Source organism: Candidatus Villigracilis vicinus (genome assembly GCF_016702885.1).
Lineage (GTDB): Bacteria > Chloroflexota > Anaerolineae > Anaerolineales > Villigracilaceae > Villigracilis > Villigracilis vicinus.
In genome coordinates this window covers 121,780-146,551 of sequence record NZ_JADJDD010000026.1, presented here as the reverse complement: position 1 = coordinate 146,551, position 24,772 = coordinate 121,780, and the positions used below count along the sequence as shown (strand labels likewise).

General features: G+C 51.5%; 19 protein-coding genes. 9 read left to right on the top strand and 10 right to left on the bottom strand.

The annotated features are described in order from the left end of the window. Positions 1-36: 36 nt before the first annotated feature. From selA to IPG80_RS19335, 7 genes are all read right to left on the bottom strand, one after another. A complete protein-coding gene (gene selA / locus IPG80_RS19365; protein ID WP_345110549.1) occupies positions 37-1,395 on the bottom strand; it encodes an L-seryl-tRNA(Sec) selenium transferase in 1,359 nt (452 codons plus the stop codon). Further along, a complete protein-coding gene (locus tag IPG80_RS19360) occupies positions 1,379-1,792 on the bottom strand; it encodes a hypothetical protein (protein WP_345110546.1) in 414 nt (137 codons plus the stop codon). The genes selA and IPG80_RS19360 overlap by 17 nt, the downstream gene beginning before the upstream one ends. A 116-nt stretch (positions 1,793-1,908) precedes the next feature. Next, positions 1,909-2,967: a VWA domain-containing protein gene (locus IPG80_RS19355; protein WP_345110543.1), complete on the bottom strand. Its 1,059-nt coding sequence runs from the start codon at positions 2,965-2,967 to the stop codon at positions 1,909-1,911. A gap of 60 nt (positions 2,968-3,027) precedes the next feature. Further along, positions 3,028-4,032 carry a VWA domain-containing protein gene (locus IPG80_RS19350; RefSeq protein WP_345110540.1) on the bottom strand — a complete coding sequence of 335 codons (1,005 nt, stop codon included), beginning with the start codon at positions 4,030-4,032 and terminating at the stop codon, positions 3,028-3,030. Between the two features lie 8 nt (positions 4,033-4,040). Then, complete coding sequence (locus IPG80_RS19345) at positions 4,041-4,940, bottom strand: DUF58 domain-containing protein (protein WP_345110537.1); 900 nt, start codon at positions 4,938-4,940, stop codon at positions 4,041-4,043. Further along, complete coding sequence (locus tag IPG80_RS19340; protein WP_345110534.1) at positions 4,909-5,916, bottom strand: MoxR family ATPase; 1,008 nt, start codon at positions 5,914-5,916, stop codon at positions 4,909-4,911. The genes IPG80_RS19345 and IPG80_RS19340 overlap by 32 nt, the downstream gene beginning before the upstream one ends. 86 nt (positions 5,917-6,002) lie before the next feature. Next, the gene (locus IPG80_RS19335) at positions 6,003-6,845 is read right to left on the bottom strand and encodes a trypsin-like peptidase domain-containing protein (RefSeq protein WP_345110531.1); all 843 of its coding nucleotides are present in this window, start codon (positions 6,843-6,845) and stop codon (positions 6,003-6,005) included. A 179-nt stretch (positions 6,846-7,024) separates the two neighbouring features. Between IPG80_RS19335 and IPG80_RS19330 the strand changes: the two genes are divergently transcribed. Together IPG80_RS19330 and IPG80_RS19325 are read left to right on the top strand one after the other, a co-directional pair. Further along, positions 7,025-7,537: a nitroreductase family protein gene (locus tag IPG80_RS19330; RefSeq protein ID WP_345110528.1), complete on the top strand. Its 513-nt coding sequence runs from the start codon at positions 7,025-7,027 to the stop codon at positions 7,535-7,537. Between the two features lie 115 nt (positions 7,538-7,652). After that, positions 7,653-8,084 carry a hypothetical protein gene (locus IPG80_RS19325; protein ID WP_345110526.1) on the top strand — a complete coding sequence of 144 codons (432 nt, stop codon included), beginning with the start codon at positions 7,653-7,655 and terminating at the stop codon, positions 8,082-8,084. Between the two features lie 117 nt (positions 8,085-8,201). Here IPG80_RS19325 and IPG80_RS19320 read toward each other — a convergent pair whose 3' ends face one another. Beyond that, positions 8,202-8,642, bottom strand: coding sequence for a hypothetical protein (locus IPG80_RS19320; RefSeq protein WP_345110524.1), 441 nt, complete (start codon positions 8,640-8,642; stop codon positions 8,202-8,204). Between the two features lie 143 nt (positions 8,643-8,785). On the opposite strand from IPG80_RS19320, the gene IPG80_RS19315 reads away from it, so the two are divergent. Then, positions 8,786-10,249: a pyridoxal-phosphate dependent enzyme gene (locus IPG80_RS19315; protein WP_345110522.1), complete on the top strand. Its 1,464-nt coding sequence runs from the start codon at positions 8,786-8,788 to the stop codon at positions 10,247-10,249. Between the two features lie 30 nt (positions 10,250-10,279). Here IPG80_RS19315 and IPG80_RS19310 read toward each other — a convergent pair whose 3' ends face one another. After that, positions 10,280-10,906, bottom strand: a complete 627-nt coding sequence (locus tag IPG80_RS19310; protein WP_345110519.1) for a hypothetical protein — start codon at positions 10,904-10,906, stop codon at positions 10,280-10,282. Next, positions 10,900-11,910: a glycoside hydrolase family 18 protein gene (locus tag IPG80_RS19305; protein WP_345110516.1), complete on the bottom strand. Its 1,011-nt coding sequence runs from the start codon at positions 11,908-11,910 to the stop codon at positions 10,900-10,902. The genes IPG80_RS19310 and IPG80_RS19305 overlap by 7 nt, the downstream gene beginning before the upstream one ends. A gap of 20 nt (positions 11,911-11,930) precedes the next feature. Here IPG80_RS19305 and IPG80_RS19300 point away from each other — a divergent pair, with 20 nt between their 5' ends. The 6 genes from IPG80_RS19300 (at position 11,931) to IPG80_RS19275 (ending at position 24,770) form a co-directional block, all read left to right on the top strand. Beyond that, complete coding sequence (locus tag IPG80_RS19300; protein ID WP_345110513.1) at positions 11,931-12,470, top strand: hypothetical protein; 540 nt, start codon at positions 11,931-11,933, stop codon at positions 12,468-12,470. A 99-nt stretch (positions 12,471-12,569) separates the two neighbouring features. Beyond that, positions 12,570-14,195, top strand: a complete 1,626-nt coding sequence (locus IPG80_RS19295) for a transposase (protein ID WP_345110511.1) — start codon at positions 12,570-12,572, stop codon at positions 14,193-14,195. A 129-nt stretch (positions 14,196-14,324) separates the two neighbouring features. After that, the gene (gene polA / locus IPG80_RS19290; protein ID WP_345110509.1) at positions 14,325-17,138 is read left to right on the top strand and encodes a DNA polymerase I; all 2,814 of its coding nucleotides are present in this window, start codon (positions 14,325-14,327) and stop codon (positions 17,136-17,138) included. A 109-nt stretch (positions 17,139-17,247) separates the two neighbouring features. Next, on the top strand, positions 17,248-19,563 hold the full coding sequence (locus IPG80_RS19285) for a tetratricopeptide repeat protein (RefSeq protein WP_345110506.1): 2,316 nt from the start codon (positions 17,248-17,250) through the stop codon (positions 19,561-19,563). A 138-nt stretch (positions 19,564-19,701) separates the two neighbouring features. After that, entirely contained in the window at positions 19,702-20,739 is a 1,038-nt protein-coding gene (locus tag IPG80_RS19280; protein WP_345110503.1) for a COX15/CtaA family protein, read from the top strand. A 287-nt stretch (positions 20,740-21,026) separates the two neighbouring features. Beyond that, positions 21,027-24,770, top strand: coding sequence for a two-component regulator propeller domain-containing protein (locus IPG80_RS19275; protein ID WP_345110500.1), 3,744 nt, complete (start codon positions 21,027-21,029; stop codon positions 24,768-24,770). Positions 24,771-24,772: the final 2 nt, after the last annotated feature.

Genomic DNA, 24,772 nt, shown 5'->3' with positions numbered 1-24,772 from the left:
TCCTTTTTTATGGATGACCTGGTTTGACCGAACATCTTAGGGCTTTAAGCAGTTCTTCAACCCAACCAATAATGCACCCTCTTGTTCAGGCAGAACAGTACGAGGATCGAGCAGGACCTTATCATTTTCAGTTCTGGCGATGATGGGAGGACTGTTCCTTCTCAAAGCACGCAAAAATTTATCGGCAGATTTCACTTGCAACTCAAGCAAATAAGTGGGGATGGATTCTTCTGGCAGCGAACCGCCGCCCACAGTAGATCGACCTTCGATAACTACGCCCTGACCCAATGCGGCACGCCACGCCTCTGCCCTCCCCTGAACCTGTTTCAGCGTCAGGGACATCATCTTCAAAATGGGGATTTCCCGCTCGGCTTCATCCTTAAGGTAATGTGTGAGTGTTGCAGACAAGCCCGCCAGGCAAGCCTTATCCGCGCGGACAGCTCTGGCAAGCGGGTGTTTCTTGATCTTATCAAGCAAGGCTTTCCTGCCAATGATAATACCCGCCTGCGGACCACCAAGCAATTTATCGCCGGAAAAGAGAATCACATCTGCGCCTGCCTGCATGGATTCTTGTACGGTCGGCTCGTGAGAGAAACCGTATTTGGCGGTGTCATACAAGGCGCCTGAGCCAAGATCATCTACGACCGGAACACCCGCCTTATGAGCAGCATCCACAATATCCTTGAAATTTGGCTCTTCGGTAAAACCAACAATCTTGAAGTTGGAACGATGCGCACGCATGACTAATGCGGTCGGTTCTTCGAACTCTGCGGCGTAATCGGCTGTGCGAACTTTGTTGGTCGTGCCTACTTCTACAAGCTTTGCGCCAGATTGTTTCATGACATCGGGTACACGGAACCCACCACCGATCTCCACCAACTGCGAGCGAGCAATGACCACACGCTTTTTGTTTGCCAAAGCAGAAAGGGTCAACAAGACAGCCGAAGCACAGTTATTGACCACCAGAGCTGCTTCTGCGCCGGTGAGTTTCTGCAAAATAGACTCGGCATGGATCAACCTTGAGCCGCGCTTGCCTGTTTCAAGGTCAAATTCAAGATTGGAATAGCTGCGCGAGACCAGGTCCATGGCATGAATGGTCGCATCGCTCATGGGGGCACGCCCAAGGTTCGTATGCAAGATCACGCCGGTGGCATTGATGACGGGGTGTAGAGTGGACGTCGTCCATGCGGTGAGAGTGGATTCGGCTTGAGTGAGGATCGCTTCAGTGGATGGCACCCCAGCTTCGGGATTTAGTTTGAAGCGCGCACGGATATCATCCAAGGTTTGGCGGAGCGCATCCAATGTGAGTGGGCGTCCGAACCGCGCAATGAATTGCGCGGTTGTCTCGGTTTGTAAGAGTTGTTCGATAGAGGGAAGGTTACGAAGGGTTGTCATCGTGGATCATAGGCGGGCGACGATTGGCTTTCTCGCGGATACGAATGAAATACTCGGCGGCGATCAAGCCGCCAGCCAGACCAAGGATTACGTACAAGGTCACAAGACGACCAAGCTGCAGCCAGGCAAGTGTGGCTCCATACACACCCACCCACATCGCCTGACGAATGAGCACATTGGCATCGGCGGGCGGGTCGGTGGGAAAGCGTTGGTGAAGGAAGTAAACTATGGGAAGCACAGTGCCGGTCAGTGCCATAAGCAGTAGGGCAAAGAACCCCCAACGTGACCAGACAAAGGGCAGGGTCATGGAAACGATCAAATACAACCCACCCCAACCTATAAGCGCAAGAGCAAAAGCAGACAAGCCAAAGGGCTTGAATTGAAGGTGTTCATCCATTTGAAGAATTATACCCGTATCAGTTTTTTTGAATTGAGATGGAGTGAGCCAGTCCTACACACAAAGACCGCGAAGAGAGTTCCTCTCTTCGCGGTCTTTGTGTCGAGATCATTCTTCTATAACAATGGATTCCAACGTAGCGACAAAAGGATCGCCAGCACGAAAAACAAAGCTCCAATTGCCACAAAAATGACGCTGATCTCTGTGGTTTCAGTCACCATGAATACCTGGGTTGGCAGGTTATCGAAGACTTGCTGCAATTCAGCTGAGGTTTCGGCAAGATGATAGGAACCACCAGTCATGGAAGCCACTTCCTTGAGAGTCTCTTCATCGATCTCACGCCGGAAGTTGCCGCCTCCCCCTCCAAAAAAAGGATCGATGCCTGGAGCAAACTGGTCTTGAGATTCAGGCTGAGGGGAATAAGGGTCACAGTTCATTGGGGCAGAGTTGTTTGCAGTACCGAACCCAATGGTGTAAACACGGATGCCGCGGTCTTTTGCCATTTGGGCGGCGTCCACCGGCAAAATACCAGATGTGGTCACACCGTCTGTAAGCAGGACAATGATCGCAGGGACGTATTCCCCTTCGGGCAATGGCACGAACGATACAGAAGAATACGGACTGATCACCGAATTATCAATTTCTGCTATGGCGTTGATGGACATAAGAATGCCCTCACCGATCGCCGTCCGGCGGGCAGTTGCAATGTTCGTGATCGCAGCGGTCAACAAGGTGCGATCCTTGGTGGGAGGTTGGGCAATAGCAGCAAAACCGGCAAAGACAACGATCCCGATCTGAGTATCAGCATCCTGTGATTCGATGAATTGCAGCGCCGCCGCCTTGGCAGCCTCCAACCGGTTTGGCTCAATATCGGTCGAGCACATACTGCGTGACACATCAATGGCAAGGATGATCGTTGAGTTGGTGGAAGGCAGCGTCACAGTGGACATTGGGCGGGTCATTGCCATGATCAGGCTGGATACCGCCAGAAGAAATAAAATAAAGGGGAAATGCCGCTTCCATTGCGCCTGCTTCGGCAGCGCTTCACGGATCAGCGACAGGCTGGAGTAACGCACCGCATACGGTTTATGCCTGCGCAAAATGACAGCATATCCCAGGATCAAGATCGGGATCAAAGCAAATAAATATAAAACTGGCGACCAAAGTAAATCCATTACAACCTCCAGTGCCGACCACACTCCAACTCGTAAAGAGTAGGATGTGGATATTGGCTCTTACGGCACACGGCTAAACCACAATAGCGATAAAATGCCGCCGAGCAGGAACAACAAAATGCTGACAGCAGCAAAGATCGCGGTAACTTCTGTTTCTTCGTAGGCAACTCTTAACCCTGGCTCAATGATTGCATAGGCATTATTCAGGTCGCCTTCTTTTTGAGCGTTGAAGTAGACCCCATCAGTAAGGTCTGAGAGTTCTTTTAGGGCGGCTTCGTTTACCTGGGTAAAAACAGTGAAACCGTTGATGGTCAACTCCACGCCTTCGGTACTGCCGATGGCAATGGTGTGAATGCGAACCCCGCGTTCCGCCGCGTACATGGCTGCATTCAACGGATCTGGATCCATATTATTTTCGCCATCAGTAAAAAGGATGATCGAAACAGACTCATCTGGTGCGGCGGCGGGCGCCGTGGGCACAGGCATATCGATACGGTCCAAATTGGTGATCGGTTCATCGCCGGTGAAGTTGGCAATGGTATTTAACGAAACCACGATCCCATTTGCCAGCGACGTGCCGCGCTGCGGCGTGAGTCGATTTATGGCATCAATGACAGCCTTCTGGTCGTTCGAAGGGATCTGCACGGTGATGCCGCCTTCACTAAACGCCACCACACCAACCTTCACCGTGGGCGGCTGACGTTCCACGAAATCGACCGCCACCGTTTTTGCGGCTTCCAGCCGATTTGGAGAAAAGTCCTCTGCTGCCATACTGCCGGAAACGTCGAAAGCCAGAATAACGATCCCTTCCACCTTCGGCAAGCGGACGATCACCCGCGGACGCGCCAATGCGAAAAATAGGACCGTCAGCCCAAGCAGGAACAGAATGGCGGGAATATGCCGCCTCACCCCCACGTCGCGCCCAGATGCCTGGCGCACCAACCCTAAACTTCCATAACGCTTTGCCATTTCCTGACGCTGCCCCTGCATGTTCAGATACAACAGGACCAGCATGGGGATCAAGATCAGTGACCAGAGAAAGCTCTCCCAAATAAAGGTAATCACATCTCCCGTCACTTTCGGCGCTGACGACGCAGCATCACAAAACTTGCAATGGCATGGATCAAGTCCGCTTCGGTGGAAAGCGTCAACACATCCACACCGGCATGTTTAAAGGCTTCGTTCAATGCCGCCTCACGCTTCTGCGCCGCTTCAGCAAAACGTTGACGAAATTTTTTATCGCTCGTATCCACATAAACCTGCTCGCCGGTTTCCGCATCTTCAAGGATGACATGCCCGACATCCGGCAAGGTCAACTCACGCGGATCCAGCAAACGGATCGCGATAACTTCATGCCGCTGGCTGAGTAAACTCAATGTACGCTCCCAGCCCGGCACGCTGATGAAATCAGAGACGACAAAAACGAGCGAACGCTTTCTAATGGTGTGCAACGCCCCCTTGATCAGCGTGGAAAGATCGGTCAAAGGCGTGCGTGTGAGACGCGGCTGCTTGAGCAGATCATTCAGAAGACGCAACACATGCAGCCGTCCGCTTTTGGCAGGGACCGTATGCTGGAGACCGCTCCCAAACATCACCGCCCCGACGCGATTCCCGTGCCGGGTCAGCAGGCGTGAAAGCGTGCCGACAAAATCGATCAGCACATTCCGCTTTGGGTTATCCAACGCACCAAAATCGACAGATGGGCTCAGGTCCAGCAGGAACCAAGCAATGATCTCGCGGTCTTCCATATATTCACGGACGTAAGGCGTGTCCATGCGCGCACTGACGTTCCAGTCAATGTAACGGATATCATCCTGCGGTTGATATTCACGCAAGTCGGCAAAATCCATACCAGAGCCGCGAAACAGACTGCGATAATCACCCTGCAAATAACCGTCCAGGCGGCGGATCACCTGCCAGTCCAGTCGATGCAGGATGCGCTCAGGAGTTCGCGCGGATATTGGTGTGTTCATTCAGTGGCACCACAGGGACGGGAATGCGCTCAAGGATCTTTTCCAGGATATCGTCACTGGTCACTTCATCAGATAATGCTTCATAAGAAAGCACCAGTCTGTGCCGGATAACATCCAGAGCCATATCCACCACATCCTGCGGCAGGGCATACGTACGACCACGTACGAAAGCGATCGCCTTGGCAGCCAGGATCAAATTGATCGAAGCACGCGGACTGGCTCCAAATGTAATGTAATGTTCGAGGTCTGGCAGGTCTACTGTTTTGGGGCTGCGGGTGGCGGTCACCAATTTGACGGCATACTCGATCAACACCGGGTCAACATAGACCTTGTCTGCCATCTTTTGCAATTCCACCAACTGGTCGGTGGTGATCACTTTTTGCACTGCCGTGATCGCACTCGTCATGCGTTCCACGATCACGAATTCTTCGGTGGAGGTTGGGTAGCCGATCAAAACCTTGAGCATAAAACGGTCCACCTGCGCTTCAGGCAGTGGATAAGTTCCTTCGGTCTCGATGGGGTTTTGGGTTGCCAGCACCAAAAACGGGGTTGGTACCTTGAAGGTCTCACGCCCAATGGTCACTTGGCGTTCCTGCATCACTTCGAGCAGTGCGCTTTGCACCTTGGCAGGCGCACGGTTGATCTCATCCGCAAGCAATAAATTTGTGAAAACCGGTCCGAGCGAAGTGTTGAATTCACCCGTTTTCTGGTTGTAGATGCGTGTACCGATCAAGTCCGCAGGGACAAGGTCTGGTGTGAACTGAATACGTTTGAACTCGCCGCCGACGGTATCTGCCAGCGTCTTGATCGCCATGGTCTTTGCCAAACCCGGCACACCTTCCACTAGGATATGTCCACGAGCGAGCAATGCCACGATCAGCCGTTCAAGCAAATGATCCTGCCCTACAATGACCTTCTTTACTTCGTATAACACCTGTTCCATCGGAAGTTTGTTCTCACGATTTGATTGTTCCATACTTGAGTCTCCTTATTATGTTCGTCGTTGTTTCAGGCGGTGTTCATCCACACAAAACAATCTCATAAGCACATGAAGTATTTATACTAATACGGCGGTGAGCCGCCCATGCCGCCAACAGCGGTGTTGATCGGAACAGCGAACCCGATACCGATAAAGAAATTAGCATCTGTAGGATTCAACAACCCGGTCACAATGCCGATCACCTGCCCGGCGCGATTCACTAACGGACCGCCGGAATTCCCCGGGTTTACCGCCGCATCAAATTGGATCATACCGGGAATGACCACATTGCTATCCGGCATTTTGAACGTACGGTCAAAGCCGGAGATCACCCCGGCACTCATGGAACCATACAACCCAAACGGGTGTCCCACCGCAAACGCCTCATCCCCCACCCGCATATTCGCAGGGTTGCCCAATACAGCCGGAACGATCACCAGCGGCGTATCCAATGCCTGAAGGACGGCAAGGTCGAGTTCGGGCACTTCTTTAATTACCTGTGCTTCTGATTCGGTACCATCTGCAAATGTGACCTTGATGCGGCTCGCGCCTGAGATCACATGCAGACTGGTGAGGATGTCGCCGAACGAGTCGACGATCACGCCGCTGCCCAAGCCGAAATCTGATTCAGCGTCCTGATGCCTTTCCTCCGTCTGGATCAGCACCAGTGACGGTTGAATGACCTCGTACACCTGCGCCGAATATGCCGGAGGTGGAGTCGCTGACCCGATCGCCACTGCAACCGTCTGGTTGACATCCTCCTCACTGAGCTGGTTGGGCAGGACAAAAACAAGGTGATAAATTAGAAAAGCCAAAAGGGCGGCAAAAACTCCCGAAGCAAAGGGCAAGCCTTTCCGTAGAAGTGAAGCGGCTTTCTTCATTCCCTCTTTAAGCCGCTCTCTATTGGACCCGGTCGATTCACTCATGCATAATTCCTCAATGTCGAACTTAAAACTCAAAAGACACTATAAGGGGTTTATTTTAGTTGAAGATGAGAAACTCTGACGGACTCTTTCTTAGCGGAGCAGTTTTTTTCAAAATCCACACATTTGGACGGGGGGAATGTATACTTTTAACCGCAAGAGCAAATCAGACGAGGTGAAAAATGAAGGTATCAGATGCGATCCGGTTGAAGCGCGCAGTGCGGAAATTTCAGGACAAGCCCCTGCCCGATGACGTGGTTCACGCCATCTTAAATTCAGGAAGGCGGTCACAGTCTTCGAAAAATAACCAGGCGTGGCAATTCATTGCCATCCGCGATAAAGATATTCTGAAGGAACTCTCGACCTGCGGCGAATGGGCGGGACATCTCGCAGGCGCAGCACTCGCCGTTGCAATTCTCACTCCCGAACCGACGGAGAAATTTCAGACCATGTTCGATGCCGGTCAGGCGGCGGCGTTCATGCAGCTTGCCGCATGGGAATTGGGAGTCGGTTCGGTGCCAGCCTCTCTTTATGAGCATGAAAAGGCACGCGAGATCTTGGGCTTCCCAGCCGAGTGGCATGCCCGTATCGCGCTATCATTTGGATACCCGCTTGAAGAGACGAAGTTATCCGCGCCGCCAAAGAAGGGCGGACGGGCTGCATTCGAAGATGTTGTCCATTGGGAGAAGTGGTGAGACGATTTGCGATTTTAGATTTACGATTGACGATTGGTGGCCGAGCGCAAGCAGCCGAGACCCGATTGCTGACGTATAATTGATGGAAATCCGCGGGTAGAGAAAGGGTAAAGTCATGGCTACGAAAAAGAAGGCTGAACTTTCGGATCACGAGATCAAACACTTGGAATTCATTCAGGGCGCGATCGGTCGAATGGGGGCGAACTCATTTCAAATGAAAAGTTGGATGCTGGTGGTCGTCACTGCCCTGCTTGGTTCCTATGCCAATACGGGGAGCAAGAACTTCGCGCTGTTGGCGGTCTTTCCAACATTCATTTTCTGGTGTCTTGATACCTATTACCTTCAACAGGAACGAAAGTTCAGAGGCATCTACAATGACGTGGCAGGGATCTCGGAACATCCCCAAGCGGTTAGACCATTTGAGATGCCCATTCATCTTTATAACGAGAAAAAACATTCGTTTTGGGATGTCTTTGGTTCATTCACCATCGTACTGTTGTATGGATCCATTATTGCGGTGCTGTTGGTGATCTATTTCTTTTTGTAAGTCATACAGCCCCTAAAAGTCTCAGTCTTTAGGGGCTGTTTATTCAGGAGTTCAAGATGCTACAGGGGCTCCAAGGACGTCCCCATGACAACGGGCGGGGAGACCCCTCCACGTTTTTTATACTGGATTACTACGTGTTACGCGCATACTATTCAACACCCTCGTCACCAACATCCCGCCAGGGACGGCAAGGATGAAGGTCAACACCGCAGAGACGATCAAACCGATCCCAGCCCAAATGCCGATCCAAATAAAGGAATACAAGATTGGGTCGGTCTTCACCACTTCTCCGCTGGCATCAACGCATTGCAATTCATAACCCGTGGCAGGGTGCTCAAATCCGTTCTCATCACGAGATGTCGTGGCATAGGTGTGGCTTTGGGGTGTGGTGCCTTCGGGGCACAACCATCCGCCCGTGGTTCGGATCGCAAATTCACTGAATGAACTGATCGTTCCGACCACAAAAAAGATGGGGAGAATACAACTGCCAATGAATGAGATCAGAACAAGCCAGATCACACATCCAGAGATCGCACTGGTCTTTACATTACTGCTCATGTCTTCTCCTTTTTCATACCAATAAAAAACGCTTCCGTCATACCCCATTATAGACATTCATCCTAGAAATAGAATCCCCCTTTATATTGATAAACTTGTGCGCTATAATCAAGTTGTCTGACAAATTTCAGGAGGCACCCCAAATGACCACAATTGACCTGACCATTCATAAAGACCGCCGCGCCCGCGCCATTCAACGCGCCAAAGAGCGCAACATCATCATTCCCACCTACGCACAAATGAAAGACCCTTCAAAGATCCCTGCAAAAATAAAGGATGAATTGAAGGGCATCGGACTCTGGGATATTCACCCCCGCAATCTTTTCCGCATCAACTGGCACAACCAACCCACCGCATCCGGCGGGACTTATGGCGGAGTCAACTTCGTCGAACTGCCCTCTTCGCTGACGGGAGTCAAAGCCCGCATCATCGCCATCGTCGGCAAATGGTTCCCCACCGGCGCGCATAAAGTCGGCGCCGCGTTCTCATGTTTGGTACCGCGCCTGGTCACCGGTCAATTCGACCCGACCACGCAAAAAGCCGTATGGCCCTCCACGGGCAATTATTGTCGCGGCGGCGCATATGACTCTGCGCTGCTTGCGTGTGAATCAATTGCGATCCTGCCCGAAGGTATGTCGAAGGAACGCTTCGAATGGCTGGAGAAAGTCGCAGGCGAAACCATCAAGACCCCCGGCTCCGAATCAAACGTCAAAGAAATTTTCGATAAATGCTGGGAACTGCGCAACTCCGGGCAGGACCTGATGATCTTCGACCAGTTCCAGGAATTCGGCAATTACCTCTGGCATTACGAAGTCACCGGTCACGCCATGGAAGAAGTCTTCAAACAAGTGGCTGGCAAGAATGGACGCTTCCGCGGCATCGCATCCGCGACAGGTTCGGCAGGCACAATTGCTTCCGGCGATTACATGAAGCAACTTTATCCCGACGCCAAGATCGTCGCCAGTGAAGCACTGCAATGCCCGACCCTGCTTGAGAATGGCTTCGGCGCACATCGCATTGAAGGCATTGGCGATAAGCACGTCCCTTGGGTTCACAACAGCAAGAACACCGACATGATCACCGCCATTGACGACAACGCCGTGGTCAACATCTCACGTCTATTCAACGAAGAGAACGGCAAAGCCTATCTGGTTAAGATGGGTGTTTCTGAAGACGTCGTCAACAAGCTCGACCTACTTGGCTTCTCCGGCATCTCGAACGTGCTCTCCTGCATCAAAGCCGCCAAATATTACGAGATGGACGAGAACGACGTGATGATCACCGTCCTGACCGACTCAATGGAACTGTATCGCTCGCGCCTGCATGAAATGCACCAGGAATTCGGCGAATATTCCGAAGTCAACGCCGCCGCCGACTTCGCCCGCTACCTGCACGGACAGTCTACAGACAATATGCTCGAGCTGCGCTACACCGACCGCCGCCGCGTGCATAACCTCAAGTATTACACCTGGGTCGAACAGCAAGGCAAGACCTACGAAGAAATTCAAGCCCAGTGGTACCAACCCGATTACTGGACAAGCGTCCAGAAGCAAGCTGACCAGATCGATGAGTTGATCGTCGATTTCAATAAAGAAGTTGGGTTGTAAAAAAAATGTAGGGGCGCGAAAACCGCGCCCCTACGGTTTTAATCCCATAAACAACAAAACCATCCCTGCCATTTGGATCAAGTGAAAGACGCCATTATTATCGAAATACCAAAAGATGCTCTTGCCCGCTTTGCCGGTCGCTTGCACCACGGCAGCGCTGATTGTCACCAGTACCCCGGCGAGCATCCACCCAGCGCCAGCCAATGCAGCCGTAAAGAATAGATAAGCATACACCCCCAAAGCAAATAACATTGCCAGCGCCTCGTAAGCGATGAAGGTCATGAACGTGCCCGGCTTCCACAGGGTGAAAAGGAAGAAGCCCACGCCAACGACAAGCATGAACGGCAGGAGCATACGCGCCGCGCCTTCGCCGCTCAGGTCAACACACGCCCCCACTACGAATAACCCCAACGCCAAACCCAACAGCAAATTCAAGGGCATCCAAATACGGGTATTCGTTTTTTGGGTCATTACAAATCCATGAGCAACCGCCCCGATCAATGAAGAGGCTGCCAGCAGGCTAAACGCCCAGCCCCACACTTGATAACGAAAACCCATATTTATAAAAAGATGTGCCGCAGCCCAGGCTGCCAGCGCTCCTAAAAAAACATCGGTAAGTGCGGTTATGCGTTCGTGTGGAGAGGGGTGGATCAGCATGATTCTTTTCCTTTGGCGAGATTATATATTTGATTGAGCAGCGAAGCGTCTTCAGTGTCCAGAGCGATCTCCCAGACCATGAACCCGCCCAGCCGCTCCTCGATCCCATAGCAGACTTTTTGGCGAATGGTATTCAAACCGTTGAAATAAATGCCGCCGGCTTCATCCACATTTGGCGCAGGAGCATACGCTTGTACGATCTGTGCGTAGGAAAAGGTGTCATACGGCGGCGACATTTCGCGCCCATAAAAGGGAAGACCCAGGATCAGCTTTTCAGGCGGAATGCCCGCCTCTAAAAATGCCTGCACATCCGTCACTGCCTGTACATACGTGGAGTGCTGCTCGCCCCGGTCATACGACATGAGGTGAATACGGTCTACCACAGCAAATTCGCCCAGGGGGAAGTTGGATTCAGCTGGTAAAGCTACACTGACCCAAAACCCGTAAGGAGTAAGTACGGCTTTTGTTTCAGTCAGCAAGCTGATGTAGTTGTTAAATTCCGCCTCTGTCTTGGGGAATTCCCAATCGAAGTCAACGCCGTCCAGGTCGTGAGTTTGTAGGAACTCCAATAAGTGAGTGATAAAAACCTGGCGCGCTTGCAGGCTTGCGCTCATCTGTGCAAAGGCACCGTCACGTTCCCAGCCGCCAAAGGAAATATGAACCCGCAAGCCATATGCTTGCTTAAGCTCTGCCAGCGTCTGCCAGGTCTCTTCAGATAAACGGGAAGTGTCGAGTGTGCCGTCGGCGCGGGGTTCGGCAGAGAAGTAGATAATATCTGTCAGGTGAGCAGCCCAGGCGCGGTTAAGTGAGCGATAATCCGGCAGGTAACCAATGACTGGAAAGTCGGGCAAAGGTTCAGGCGGAGGGGCATATAAAGTTTCCGTCACTTGTGGCGTGGGAGCGGCTGTAAATGGCACAACCGCTGTGAGCGGAGGCTGCGGCGCAGTTTTGCCTACACAGGCGGTCAGCAGGAAAAAAGTCAAAATCGGCAGGGAATGTCGCATGCGAATATTATAATTACTCCATGCTCAAGCCTACGGACCTGATCCTCGTGTGTTTACTGCCAACCCCGCGTGATATGGAGATTGCGCGGCTGCTTGGCTGGTATCGTATTCCGCTCAAGTCGGCGCCGAAAGTTGTCAGTGTGGATTATCTGGCGTTTTACCAACCTGCTTCCTTTGGAGAACGAAGCGGTCAGGTCGAATACATTGCCCAGGTCCGCGGACATGAATTAACGACAAGAGGCGAATTGCTCAAAGACGAGTCTGATCATCCCCGCGCCAAAGAAGAATATTTCAAGATCCAGCTTGGCGGGTTGGAGAAGTTGAACGAACCCATCCACACCGATAAGTGGAAACGGTTGACCTTCCTTTATTCGACCGGTGAATATCTGCTCAATGCTAAAACGCTGAACGACCTGGTGGTCGCAGGAGAGGAACGCAACACCTTGTGGAAAAGCCTGCGAGAGCGCGCTGAGACCGAGCAACTGTATAAAGTGGATATGCCAGAAGCGGACATTCCGCCTGAGGTGTTGATGGCATTGTTGGGGATTAAAGACTGGTGATTGAAGCGCGCTAAGTTGTCCAGAGAAATTGCTAAAGTGAAAGAAAACCCCTCACGAGCGTCCTTGCATGCGTATAATAGAAGTGATACACTTTAACCAATGCCTGCTGATTTCATGCTTGTCACCCCATCTTCAAGCCTTGGTGATTCGGTTCGCCGTGCGTTGGAAGACACAAAATTCTACCGGGTTCATGTTGTAAACAATAAAGCCACGGCGATCGTGAAGGCAAATGAAGTTGGCGTTCCGATCGCAATGCTGGACCTTGCCCTCGGTGATGAATGGGTGCTGGAAATCGGCACCGCCCTGCGGACCATCCGCTCAAGTATCAATCTCATCCTTCTCTGCGAAGAAACCGGTTCCCCACCTTCATTCGATGCATTGCGCCCGTGGATCATGGTTCGAAAGCCATTTAGGACTTCAGACTTTATGAATGCCATCAGTCAACCTCAACCTAAGCCCAGTGCAAGCTCCCCCGCTCCCGCTTCATCAAATACGATCCAGTTCATGCCGTGGTTAAGTGACCCAAATAAAGCCGCCCAACACCTCACTCGCCTGACCTTGGAATCTTCTGCACAGGCCGCCTTGATCACCAAGAAGAGCGATCTTTGGGCATATGCTGGTGGACTTTCTCAGAACGCCGCCAAGGAAGTGGCTCAAACCGTTACCCGCAATTGGGACGGGCAAAAAGGCTCCGACCTGTTGCGCTTTATCCGGCTCGAAAGTACCAAAGCGGAGCACATGCTGTACGCCACCCGCCTCACTTCTGACTCGGTGCTTGCTCTTGTATTTGACGCAGAAACTCCCTTTAGCACCATCCGCTCTCAGGCGGGGCAATTGTTGAACGAATTCGGCAATGACCGGTCTGAGTCGAGAAACCAGGCACCGGCCTACACCAGCGATATGGAAGATGGCGATGATCTGAACATTCCACCCATTGCCAATATTCTTGCCGATATCCCCACACCGAACCCGGAACCACTGACCACTCACGACTTCAACCTTCCGCGCAAACAACAAGAAACGTTCGACCCAAATCAGACGCGTGTTTCGGATTCACTATCCAATGCCGCTGTCTTCAGCCGCGAACCTGCACCTGCCGCTGCGAGAATTAAAGCGCAGCATCCAGCAGCACAAGTAAAACAATCGCCACCGTCCAACACTGCCTTTGATGAAGTGGAAGTGACGGCGCCATCGATCCCCAAAGCCAGGCCTGAAACGCCCGTCTCCAAACCGCGCCCCGGCGAAAACGATTCAACCCGCGAAAGCCCCAGCACCGAAGCAGCGCGCAAATTGAATTCAGAACCGATCTCAGCCGGTTTGTATCATCTGACGTACGCCTGCCTGCTCGTGCCGCGTTTTTCTTCGCACTACCTCACCGGTGACTTGTCTGACCAGCTAAGCGATTGGCTGCCCAACATTTGCGTCGCCTTTGGCTGGCGGTTGGAATTTTTAGCCGTGCGCCCCGAGTACCTGCAATGGGTGGTGAATGTTCAGCCGAACACATCACCGGGTCATCTCATGCGCATTATGCGCCAGCAAACCTCCGAAAAGATCTTTGCCGAATTCCCGCGCATGAAGCGCGAAAACCCCTCCGGCGACTTTTGGGCGCCCGGGTATCTGATCATGGGCGGCTCACAACCGCACCCGCCGCAACTGGTGCGTGACTACATCCGACAGACCCGCCAACGGCAGGGGCTCGATGATATGCCGCCGGTTTCACGCTAACGCTATCTGAAACAAAAGTTCTACAATGGAAAACGCAGAGTATAATTGCTCTGCGTTTTTATTTAGTTCAAAAAATAAATAAAAGTCAGGCAGTATTCCCTGATTGAAAAAACAGACCGGAACCTCTCCATGCCCCCTACCCTTTATCTAATTGACGGACACGCCCTCGCCTATCGCATGTATTTTGCGCTGACGGCTGGCGGTGGAAATAATTCCCGCTGGCTGACCTCCAAGAGTGAACCAACTGCCGGTGTATACGGGTTTGCACGTGAACTGGTGCGCGTACTCGAACAGGAAAAGCCCGAATATCTTGCAGTTGCCTTCGATGTTGGCAAGACCTTCCGTGACGCGATCTTCCCAGAATACAAAGCGACTCGCGAAAAAATGCCCGACGACCTGCGCACACAACTCGGACGCATCCGCGAGATGGTGGATGCCTTTCACATTCCACGCCTCGAAATGGACGGCTACGAAGCCGACGATGTACTCGGCAGCGTGGCAAAACTTGCCGCGGAACAAGGGCTTGGCGTAAAGATCATCACCGGCGACCGCGACCTGCTTCAGCTTGTTAATGAACGCACGGCGGTCTATCTTGCAGGCGATGACCAGACCTATATCACTGATGCGGATGTCATCAAAAAGCTCGGCGTACGTCCGAATCAAGTTGTCGATTACAAAGCCATCGTCGGCGACACCTCCGATAACATCCCCGGCGTAAAAGGCGTTGGTGAAAAAACTGCCGTTGCCCTGCTCGAAAAATTCGACACGCTCGATGCCATTTATGCCAATATGGATAAGGTGGAAAAACGTTGGCAGGGAAAATTCGAAGCCAGCAAAGAGACGGCGTACATGAGCCGCGACCTGGCGCGCATTGAAACAAACCTCAAGCTTAAGTTCAGTCTTGAAGATGCCAAAGTCAAACCCTTTGACGGGGCGGCTCTGGAAACTTTCTTTAAAGAGATGGAATTTAAAACCTTGTTGATCAAAGTGCCTGCCATCAGTGGCGGGATGCTTGCAAGTGAGTCCGCTGCACCTGCAGTAAAAACTGGCAGGAACAAGACCGGGCAGATGACCATGTTCGCCGAAGCAGCGCCTCAGCCCATTGCGGTGATGGTTAAGCCGTCGAACATTGAAGTTATCATTGTCGATAGCGAAGAAAAACTGAAAAGCCTGGCAAAAGAACTCGACCAAGCTCAGGTAATTTCGTTTGACACAGAAACCACCGGCACCGAAGAAATGAACGCGGACCTGGTCGGTATTTCGCTGGCAGTAAAAGATGGGCAGGGATACTACATCCCCGTTGGGCATACAGCGGGGAATAACCTGCCCATTGAAAAAGTTATCAACGCCATCAAACCCGCCATGACAAACCCGAAGATCGGCAAAGTGGCGCACAACGCCAAATATGATTTCATCATGCTGGCTCGCTACGGGCTGACCATCTCTCCGTTGACCTTTGATACCATGCTGGCAGAATTTATCGTTGACCCATCTTCTCGGCACTTGGGGTTGAAAAACCTTTCCGAGTACCGGTTGGGCGAAGAGATGACGCACATCGAAGAGTTAATCGGCAAAGGCAAGAAGCAGGTCAGCATGGCAGAGGTCGCGATTGAAGCCGTCGCCAATTATGCCGCCGCTGATGCCGAGACCACCCTGCGCTTGATGGCGATCGAAGAAAAAGAATTGAATAAAGTAGGCGGACGAAAAATCCTCGATGAGATCGATATGCCGCTAACCGCCGTCCTCGCAGAAATGGAAATGACTGGCGCATTGATCGATACTGATTTCTTTGGGAAGATGTCCCTTGAGCTTGCCACGCGCCTGGCAGAGATCGAAAAGGAAATCTTCGGTCACGTCGGCAAGACCTTTAATATCAACTCGCCGCAGCAACTTTCGGATGTGCTCTTCAATCATTTGCGCCTCGAACCACCTGACAAGGGACGCAAGACCACCACGGGTTTTTACTCCACCTCTGCCGACGTGCTCGATGCGATGCGCGGTCAACACCAGGTCTTGGACTTTATCCTCGAACACCGCGAACTCTCCAAACTAAAATCTACCTACGTGGATGCCCTGCCCGCAGCTATCAACCCAACAACAGGACGTGTGCATACCTCCTATAGCCAGATCGGCGCGGTGACCGGGCGACTCTCATCCAACAATCCAAATTTACAGAACATCCCCATCCGCACTGAAACGGGACGTAAAGTCCGCAATGGCTTTATTGCGGATAAAGGCAACCTCCTGCTTTCTGTCGATTACTCCCAGATCGAATTGCGCATCGTGGCACACATGGCAGAAGATGAAGCCATGCTGGCGGCTTTCCGTGCAGGCGAAGACATTCATGCCACGACCGCTGCGGCGGTCTACGATATTCCATTGGCAGAAGTTACCAAAGACATGCGCCGTCATGCCAAGGCGATCAACTTCGGCTTGATCTATGGCATGTCTGCATTTGGACTCATGCACTCCACGGGGTTAACGCTGGCAGAGTCTGAAGATTTTGTCAAAGCCTATTTCAAAAAATTCCCCGGCGTCAAAAAATATCTGGACGGTATCCGCCGTCAAGCCGCAGAGATCGGGTACGTCGAAACCCTGCTTGGGCGTAGGCGCTACTTTCCGGCATTGCAGTCCAAGGCACCGGTCCAGGTAAAGAACCGTGAAGAGCGGGAAGCCATCAACGCCCCCATCCAAGGCACAGCCGCAGACATCATGAAAATCGCCATGTTGAAGATCCCATCAGCCTTGAAGCACGCGGGGTTGAGTGCAAAAATGCTTTTACAAGTCCATGATGAACTGGTGTTGGAAGTGCCCAAGAAAGAGATCGATGAGACGGCAAAAGTGGTGCAGGCAACGATGGCAAATGCCTACCCGATGAGCATCCCACTGGAAACAGAAGCCAGGGCGGGTATCAGTTGGGGCGAAATGAAAGTGCTGGATTAAACCAACGTCAGCTAGTTCGAGTGAAACGATCGGCTCTGCGCGTGATAAGGTTATAATTACATGAATGTTAAGGACGACATTCCCCTTTTGAAAGTAAAATAAAACCACTATGCCCGGACGAGAAGATATCTTTCAAAAAGCCATGAACGAGGGACATTCCGCTGCCTGGGACCAGGAATGGAGCAAGGCTGCCAATGCCTATCGCCGCGCCCTGGAAGAATTCCCCGACCACCCCAAAGCCCTCAGCAGCCTTGGGCTTGCGCTCCATCAAATGAACGAGGTGGATGAAGCCCTGCAGATCTACATGCGCGCGGTCAAGATCTCTCCTGACGACCCCATTCCCATGGAAAAAGTCGCACAGCTCTCCGAACGCGTCGGCGACCTGAAGACCGCCATGGATGCCGCGATCCGGGCAGGTGACCTGTTCCTCAAACAACGCGATACCGAAAAAGCACTGGAAAACTGGGTACATGTCACCAGTATTAACCCCGAAAACGCTCTCGCACATTCACGCCTGGCACAGGTGCATGAAAAGCTTGGGCATCAACAACAGGCTGCCATGGAATACCTTGCGATCGCCAGTATTCTGCAGCGAGCGGGCAACCCGGAAAAAACACAAGAGATGGTGAACAAAGCCCAATCCCTTGTGCCCGGCAGTGTTGAAGTGAAACAAGCCCAAACCTTATTGAAAACCGGGCAACTGCTTCCCAAACCGATCCGCGCAAAAGGCGGGACGGGACCCATTCGCATGGCACAGGTCAAGCAATTGCAAACGCAGCCTCGAAAGCCCGCCTCCGGCTTGGACCCGGTCGCTGAAGCGCGTCAAAAAGCGTTGACTCAACTGGCAGAGATCCTCTTCGATTTCTCCGATGACAGCAGCCCTGCCGCACAAGATCGCAAAGGCATCTCAGCCATCATGCGTGGAACTGGCACCATCTCCGTACAGTCCGAACAGATCAAAGTAGTGCTGCACCTCGGGCAAGCCATCGACGCACAATCAAAAGGCAACGAAACCCTCGCAGCCGAAGAGATGGAGGCGGCACTCAACGCCGGATACAGCAGTTCCTCCCTGTATTTCAACCTCGGTTACCTGCGCTTCAAAGGCGAGCGCTATGAAAGCGCTCAACGCTTCCTACAGAACTCAGTCAAGCATGTAGATTACGGTCTCGCCTCACGGCTCCTGCTCGGACAGATGCACATCACAAAAGGGTCGATCCGTGAAGCCGCAAGCGAATACCTTGAAGCCTTGAAATTCGCCGACGCCGCCACAATCGCCCCTGAACAGGCTGACGATATTCGCCAGCAATATGAACCCTTGATCAGATCCTACCAAAGCCAAAAGGATGAAGACGCACTTCAAAAAGTCTGTGACAACATCCAAGGGCTGCTGATGCGGGCAGACTGGCGTGAACAACTACACAAAACCCGCGAACAAATGCCCAAACAAGACGGGGATCTTGCTGCACCTCTGGCAGATACGATCCTCCAGGCACAATCCAGTTCCGTACTTGAATCCATAAACCGCATCAACCAATTGGCGCGCTCGGGCAGTTTGCGTTCCGCCATGGACGAAGCCTACAACGCCGTCCAGTATGCCCCAACGTACCTGCCATTACACATCATCATGGGTGACTTGCTCGTTCAAGAAGGGCGCACTGCCGACGCGATCAACAAGTTCAGCGTTGTGGCTCATTCCTATAGTGTGCGCGGGGAAGTGCCGCAAGCCACAAAACTCCTGCGCCGCATCATTCAGATATCCCCCATGGATCTCGGCGCCCGCAACCGCCTCATTGACCAGCTCGTGGCACGCGGACAGGTGGACGACGCCATTCAGGAATATCTTGAACTCGCCGCCATCTACTACCGCCTCGCCGAACTGGATATGGCACGCAAGACCTATACCAATGCCCTGCGCCTCGTTCAACAAGGCAGCGCCAGCCGTGATTGGAATATCCACATCCTTCAGCGCATGGCAGATATCGATATGCAGCGCCTCGACTGGAAACAAGCTGTGCGCGTCTTTGAACAGATCCGTACCCTGATACCCGACGATGACTCATCCCGCAAGCAGTTGATCGAGTTGAATCTACGCATGGGTCAACAAGACCGTGCAATGAACGAACTGGAAAGCTACATCACCCATCTCGAGAACCAAAGCAAAAAAGAACTTGCCATCAACTTCCTCGAAGATCTCGCACGTGAACATGACGAACAGCCCCTGCTAAAACGCACACTGGCAGCATTGTTACACCGCTCTGGACGCATTGCAGATGCCATTCCGATCCTGGATCAATTGGGCGAAACACTGCTTGAACGCGGTGATAAGGAAGGCGCCATGGAAGTCATCAATCAGATCGTTTTAATGAACCCGTCTAATGTTCAAGACTACCGCGCCCTACTCCAGCAAATGAGCAGCGGAACGTAGAGAACCCTGAAACAACGTGGAGAACATCTCCACGTTGTTTTTTGTATGACAAAATATCTGAACTTTTGTGACAAAAGTTCTAACTGTTGGTTGTTTGCCAAATGCTATAATCCCGCCAATTCAAATTTGGAGAATAACATGCCGAAAACTCAGAACAAAGCCGTGATGAACTGGCTGTATATTTTTGCCTTTGTTGTGGCTTTCCTCGTTGTCTTTGGGGGCTTTACCCGCCTTACCCGCTCAGGTCTATCGATCGTTGAATGGAATCCCATCAACGGCACCATCCCGCCCATGGGGCAGCATCAATGGGAAGCTGAATTCGCCAAATACCAGGAATCACCCGAATTCCAACTGGTCAATACTGGCATGACGCTGGAAGAATACAAATACATTTTCTACGTCGAATGGTTTCATCGCCTCGTTGCCCGCCTTGCCGGTTTATTCTATGCCCTGCCCGTTTTTTACTTCCTCTTCCGTAAGACCATCCCGTTCAAGGAATTTAGCATTTATTTTTGGATGGGCATCCTATTCATTGGGCAGGCAATCATGGGCTGGTTGATGGTTTACAGTGGGCTGGTCGACCGCCCTGCAGTAAGCCATTTCCGCCTCACCGCTCACCTCTTACTGGCACTTTCCCTCTTCAGCCTCGCCATGTGGACTGCATTCGGACACAAACACGGATTCCCTGAAGCGGGCAAACCTGCCAAATGGTCTGTCCCCTCAAAGTTGGCAGTGACCTCGTTATTCATCCTTATCATCCAGATCTCTTATGGCGGTATGACCGCAGGTCTCAAAGCGGGTCACGTTTCAGAGACATGGCCCCTCATGTTCGGGAAATTACTCCCGCCAAATCTGTTCAATTCCTGGGTGAATATCTTCGAGACCCCGCAGACAATTGTCTTCATCCACCGCTGGTTTGCCTGGCTGGGGCTCATCCTCGTACCGTATGTATATTACCTGATCAAAAAACAAAATTACCCCGCCGATATCCAAAAGGGCATTGCATGGCTGATCGGTGTTGTTGCTTTGCAGATCACCCTTGGTGTATTGACCATTCTCTCCTATGTGAACATAGCCATCGCATTGATCCATCAGGCAAATGCGATCGTGCTGCTCGGACTGGCTGTATATTTCATTCACCGTTTCCGCGCGTGGGATGCAAAACAAGTCAGCTAACGGTCATCAAATCGTCTACTAACACAACAGGCGAAAGCCCGAATTTTTGGGGCTTTCGCCTGTTGTATAAGTGCAGTAATAACACCTTCTTGGAGGAGGCTTTCTGCATTTCTTTATAATAATAAACAGTATAGCGAAAATTGTCATGCTCAACCAACGCTGCTTCTTCCCATTCGGTCGAACTGTTAAACCTGCTCGAAAAAACCATCCTCTGGAGGGAGGCGCTACCCCCTCTCAGGAAGGATACATTAAAGTCTGGGAGCGGCAAATTGCTTATAATACTTGCAATGCGTAAGATATTATTCTTTTTATCGATCCTTTCCACTATTCTTCTAGCTTCCTGCGGAACGACTCCATCTGCATCAATAACAGATGCGTCTACCAGCGCCTCCACCCCTAACCCAACGCCTGACACCTCCCTTCCAGATTTTTTCATCCCGTACGGAAAGAACGTCCGCTTCGAACAGATAAGCCTGGAAGAAGGCTTATCGCAAAGTTCAGTGAATGTCATCTTGCAAGATCGCAAAGGCTTTTTATGGATTGGCACCGATGACGGTCTTAATCGCTATGATGGTTACGGTTTTAAGGTTTACAAACCCGAGACGAATGATCCGCTCAGCCTGAGCGACCGCTCAATCACAGCCATAGTTGAAGATAGCCAGGGGTTTTTGTGGGTTGCCACCCGTTTGGGCGGCTTAAATCGTTACGACCCTATATCCGGTCAATTCACCCATTATCTGCACGATAAGAATAATAACCAGAGCATCGCCAGTAACTATGTCACGGCCTTATGGCTGGACCAAAAAGGTCTTTGGGTCGGAACCGACAATGGGCTTGACTTCTTTGATTTCGAGACAAATATATTCATTCATTACCCCCTATCCGATAGTTATCTAAACCCTCCCAGTACATCCATCACCACCCTGTTCATAGACTCGACAGATACCCTCTGGGTCGGCACCACAGATGCGGGAGTTAGTTTTTTTGATATAGAGTCCAATGTTTTCAAGACCTTCAAGACCAATGGGTACAACTCCAAAAGCCTGAGCAATAACCGCGTCCTCTCGATCACAGAAGACACGAATGGGGAAATCTGGATCGGCACTGCTTCAGGATTAAACCGCTTTAACCGTGAGGGGAATGAATTCTCACGTTTCAAAAATCAAAGCACAACACCCACCAGCCTGGCAGGTAACGTCGTTTACTCTCTGTATACAGACCGTTCCGGCGCATTGTGGGTTGGCACAAACAAAGGGTTGGATCGCTACGATCCGCGTGAAGATACATTCATTCACCACCAGTACCAACCCAATGTACCAAACAGCCTCAGCAACAACGAGGTTCAAACAATCTACGAAGATGCCAGCGGAGTGTTATGGGTAGGGACATATGGCGGCGGGCTAAATAAATACAACCGTCAACAGGACCGCTACGCTTACTTCCGTCATAACCCGGATGACCCCAACAGTTTGAGCAGTAACTTTGTATTTGCCATTCAGGAAGATGTCCGCAACCAGATCTGGATCGGAACTTTCGATAATGGACTAAACGTATTCAACCCTCAGACCGAAAAATTCAAACATTTCATCCACGACCCGAACGACCCGGATACCATTGGTAATAATGATGTGATCACGCTGTATAACGACAGTCAGGGCGTATTATGGATCGGCACTGGCAGTTCTCTGGACCGTTTCAACCGAGGGCGTAACACCTTCTCGCATTACAAGCCAGTGGATGCGAATATCAATGACCCATCACGTTTTGCAGTATTCGCCATCCTGGAAGATTCGAGTGGTGACTTTTGGGTCGGGTCGAACCGCGGATTAAAACTCTTCAACCGGCAGACAAACGAATTTTCCGACTACAGGGCAAAGGGCTCAGATCCCGATTATTTTGTTGACGCCAGAATCAACACACTCTTTGAAGATCGATCACAATATTTATGGATCGGCACCTACGACGACGGCTTGCAACGCATAAATCCCAGCACCGGCGAAGTCACTTTTTATCGGCATAACCCGGAAGATAATTCATCTTTGGGTGGGAATACCATCCTCTGTATCTACCAAGATATGAACGGGACTCTTTGGATCGGTACGCATGGCGGCGGATTAATCCGCTACAATGCCGACTCAAATACCTTCACGAACTTTACTGAACAGGAAGGCTTATCCAATAACGTCGTCTATGGCATCCTTGAAGACGAAACCGGAAAATTATGGATGAGCACCAATTTTGGGATTTCCCGGTTCGACCCCGTTCAGAAAACCTTCCGCCGCTTTACCTCCAGTGACGGGTTACAGAGCAATGAATTTAATCAGAACTCCTATGCCAAAGACCACAATGGGATCATGTATTTCGGGGGCATCAATGGTTTGAATATCTTTACCCCGCAAGAGATCACTGATAATCAATTTACACCTCAGGTTGCACTGACATCCATCACTGTAGATGGGCTGCCGTTACAAGAAGAAAAAAATATCGAATATCTCGATACGATCGTCCTGACTTGGCCCCAGGATTCATTCGAATTCGAATTTTCATCCTTCGCCTATGAACAACCTCGAAAGAATCAATATGCCTACATGCTCGAAGGCTTTGATTCTGAGTGGATTAATATTGTCAACCAAAGGAACGGAAGATACACCAATCTGCCTGGCGGAACCTACACCCTGCATTACCGCGGCTCAAACAGCGACGGGGTTTGGAACGAAGCGGGGCAAACCGTTCAAATCATCGTCGTCCCGCCTTTCTGGGAAACTTGGTGGTTCCTTAGTCTGCTGGTTGTGGCATTCGGAGTTACCATAGCAGGCGGTTTGCGCTGGCGTGTAAAAAGCATTGAAAATCAAAACCGTGAACTCGAACGTCTTGTCAGTCACCGCACTGCAGATCTGGAAAAACGCACCGGCGAGATCGAGGCACTCTATCAGGCAGATGAAAAGATCCTGCGAAGCATTACCCTCAACCAGATATTCCAAACACTGGTGGATGTCTCAGTTACCATGCTGAAAGCCGATTGCAGTGTTGTTTTTTCATGGAGCGAAGAAAAGCGCAAGATCCTCCCTAGGGTGAGCCAGGGCTTCAAACCCGAGACACTGGCGGTTTTGAAATACGACCAGGGCGAAGGCATCATTGGAACTGCCATGAAGACAGGGTCAGCGGTCATCGCCTCAAATGCTCTCGGAATATCCCAGCGCGAAGACATCCAGAACGCCTTCACAAGTGAAGACATTCAATCCTTTGCATACTTCCCCATTGCCGTAGATGGCAAGGTGATCGCGATCTTCAATGTGGCTTATCGGCGCCCCAATGCGCTCACAAAAGACTCAGCCCGTCTGTTCACGGCATTGGTCAACCGCGCCTCGCTCTCCATTGCAAATATGGAACTCTTCGAGCAGACCAAGGATCTGGCGGTCATGGAGGAACGTAATCGCCTCGCCCGCGACTTGCACGACAGCGCCAAACAAAAAGCTTTTGCCGCCCTTGCACAATTGGGAACCGTCAATGCGATGGCACACACAGGTGATCAGGAAGTATCGCCGCATCTCATTGAAGCGGAAACGCTCATCTATGAAGTTATTCAGGAGCTGAATTTCCTGATCCAGGAGATCTACCCCATTGCCTTACAGGAAAAAGGCTTGCAGACCACTTTACGAGAATATGTATTCGAATGGGAGCATCGGAATGATGCCCTGGTCAATTTGACGATTCAAAACGAGCAGAAGCTGCCGCTTGAAATGGAACAGGCAATTTACCGGGTCATTCAAGAGGCGCTTGCCAATGTCTCGCGCCATAGTAGGGCAAAACGGGTGGACGTCTCTCTGGTGTATGACCAGGAAGCTTTACAGGTCATGGTAGTGGACGACGGCTGCGAGTTCGATATGAACCAAAGAGCAAAGGGCATGGGCTTCCGTTCCATGCGAGAACGCATCAGTAGTATTCGCGGCACACTTCAAGTCCATAGCGCTCCCGGGGAGGGAACGCGTTTGGTAATTCAGATCCCAATACGGAACGGTTCAGGAGATTGATA

What these genes read in the sequence shown, in the direction of transcription:
- selA (WP_345110549.1), bottom strand. Translation starts at nt 1,395, where the DNA reads ATGACAACCCTTCGTAACCTTCCCTCTATCGAACAACTCTTACAAACC.
- IPG80_RS19360 (WP_345110546.1), bottom strand. Translation starts at nt 1,792, where the DNA reads ATGGATGAACACCTTCAATTCAAGCCCTTTGGCTTGTCTGCTTTTGCT.
- IPG80_RS19355 (WP_345110543.1), bottom strand. Translation starts at nt 2,967, where the DNA reads ATGGATTTACTTTGGTCGCCAGTTTTATATTTATTTGCTTTGATCCCG.
- IPG80_RS19345 (WP_345110537.1), bottom strand. Translation starts at nt 4,940, where the DNA reads ATGAACACACCAATATCCGCGCGAACTCCTGAGCGCATCCTGCATCGA.
- IPG80_RS19340 (WP_345110534.1), bottom strand. Translation starts at nt 5,916, where the DNA reads ATGGAACAATCAAATCGTGAGAACAAACTTCCGATGGAACAGGTGTTA.
- IPG80_RS19335 (WP_345110531.1), bottom strand. Translation starts at nt 6,845, where the DNA reads ATGAGTGAATCGACCGGGTCCAATAGAGAGCGGCTTAAAGAGGGAATG.
- IPG80_RS19330 (WP_345110528.1), top strand. Translation starts at nt 7,025, where the DNA reads ATGAAGGTATCAGATGCGATCCGGTTGAAGCGCGCAGTGCGGAAATTT.
- IPG80_RS19325 (WP_345110526.1), top strand. Translation starts at nt 7,653, where the DNA reads ATGGCTACGAAAAAGAAGGCTGAACTTTCGGATCACGAGATCAAACAC.
- IPG80_RS19320 (WP_345110524.1), bottom strand. Translation starts at nt 8,642, where the DNA reads ATGAGCAGTAATGTAAAGACCAGTGCGATCTCTGGATGTGTGATCTGG.
- IPG80_RS19315 (WP_345110522.1), top strand. Translation starts at nt 8,786, where the DNA reads ATGACCACAATTGACCTGACCATTCATAAAGACCGCCGCGCCCGCGCC.
- IPG80_RS19310 (WP_345110519.1), bottom strand. Translation starts at nt 10,906, where the DNA reads ATGCTGATCCACCCCTCTCCACACGAACGCATAACCGCACTTACCGAT.
- IPG80_RS19305 (WP_345110516.1), bottom strand. Translation starts at nt 11,910, where the DNA reads ATGCGACATTCCCTGCCGATTTTGACTTTTTTCCTGCTGACCGCCTGT.
- IPG80_RS19300 (WP_345110513.1), top strand. Translation starts at nt 11,931, where the DNA reads ATGCTCAAGCCTACGGACCTGATCCTCGTGTGTTTACTGCCAACCCCG.
- IPG80_RS19295 (WP_345110511.1), top strand. Translation starts at nt 12,570, where the DNA reads ATGCCTGCTGATTTCATGCTTGTCACCCCATCTTCAAGCCTTGGTGAT.
- polA (WP_345110509.1), top strand. Translation starts at nt 14,325, where the DNA reads ATGCCCCCTACCCTTTATCTAATTGACGGACACGCCCTCGCCTATCGC.
- IPG80_RS19285 (WP_345110506.1), top strand. Translation starts at nt 17,248, where the DNA reads ATGCCCGGACGAGAAGATATCTTTCAAAAAGCCATGAACGAGGGACAT.
- IPG80_RS19280 (WP_345110503.1), top strand. Translation starts at nt 19,702, where the DNA reads ATGCCGAAAACTCAGAACAAAGCCGTGATGAACTGGCTGTATATTTTT.
- IPG80_RS19275 (WP_345110500.1), top strand. Translation starts at nt 21,027, where the DNA reads ATGCGTAAGATATTATTCTTTTTATCGATCCTTTCCACTATTCTTCTA.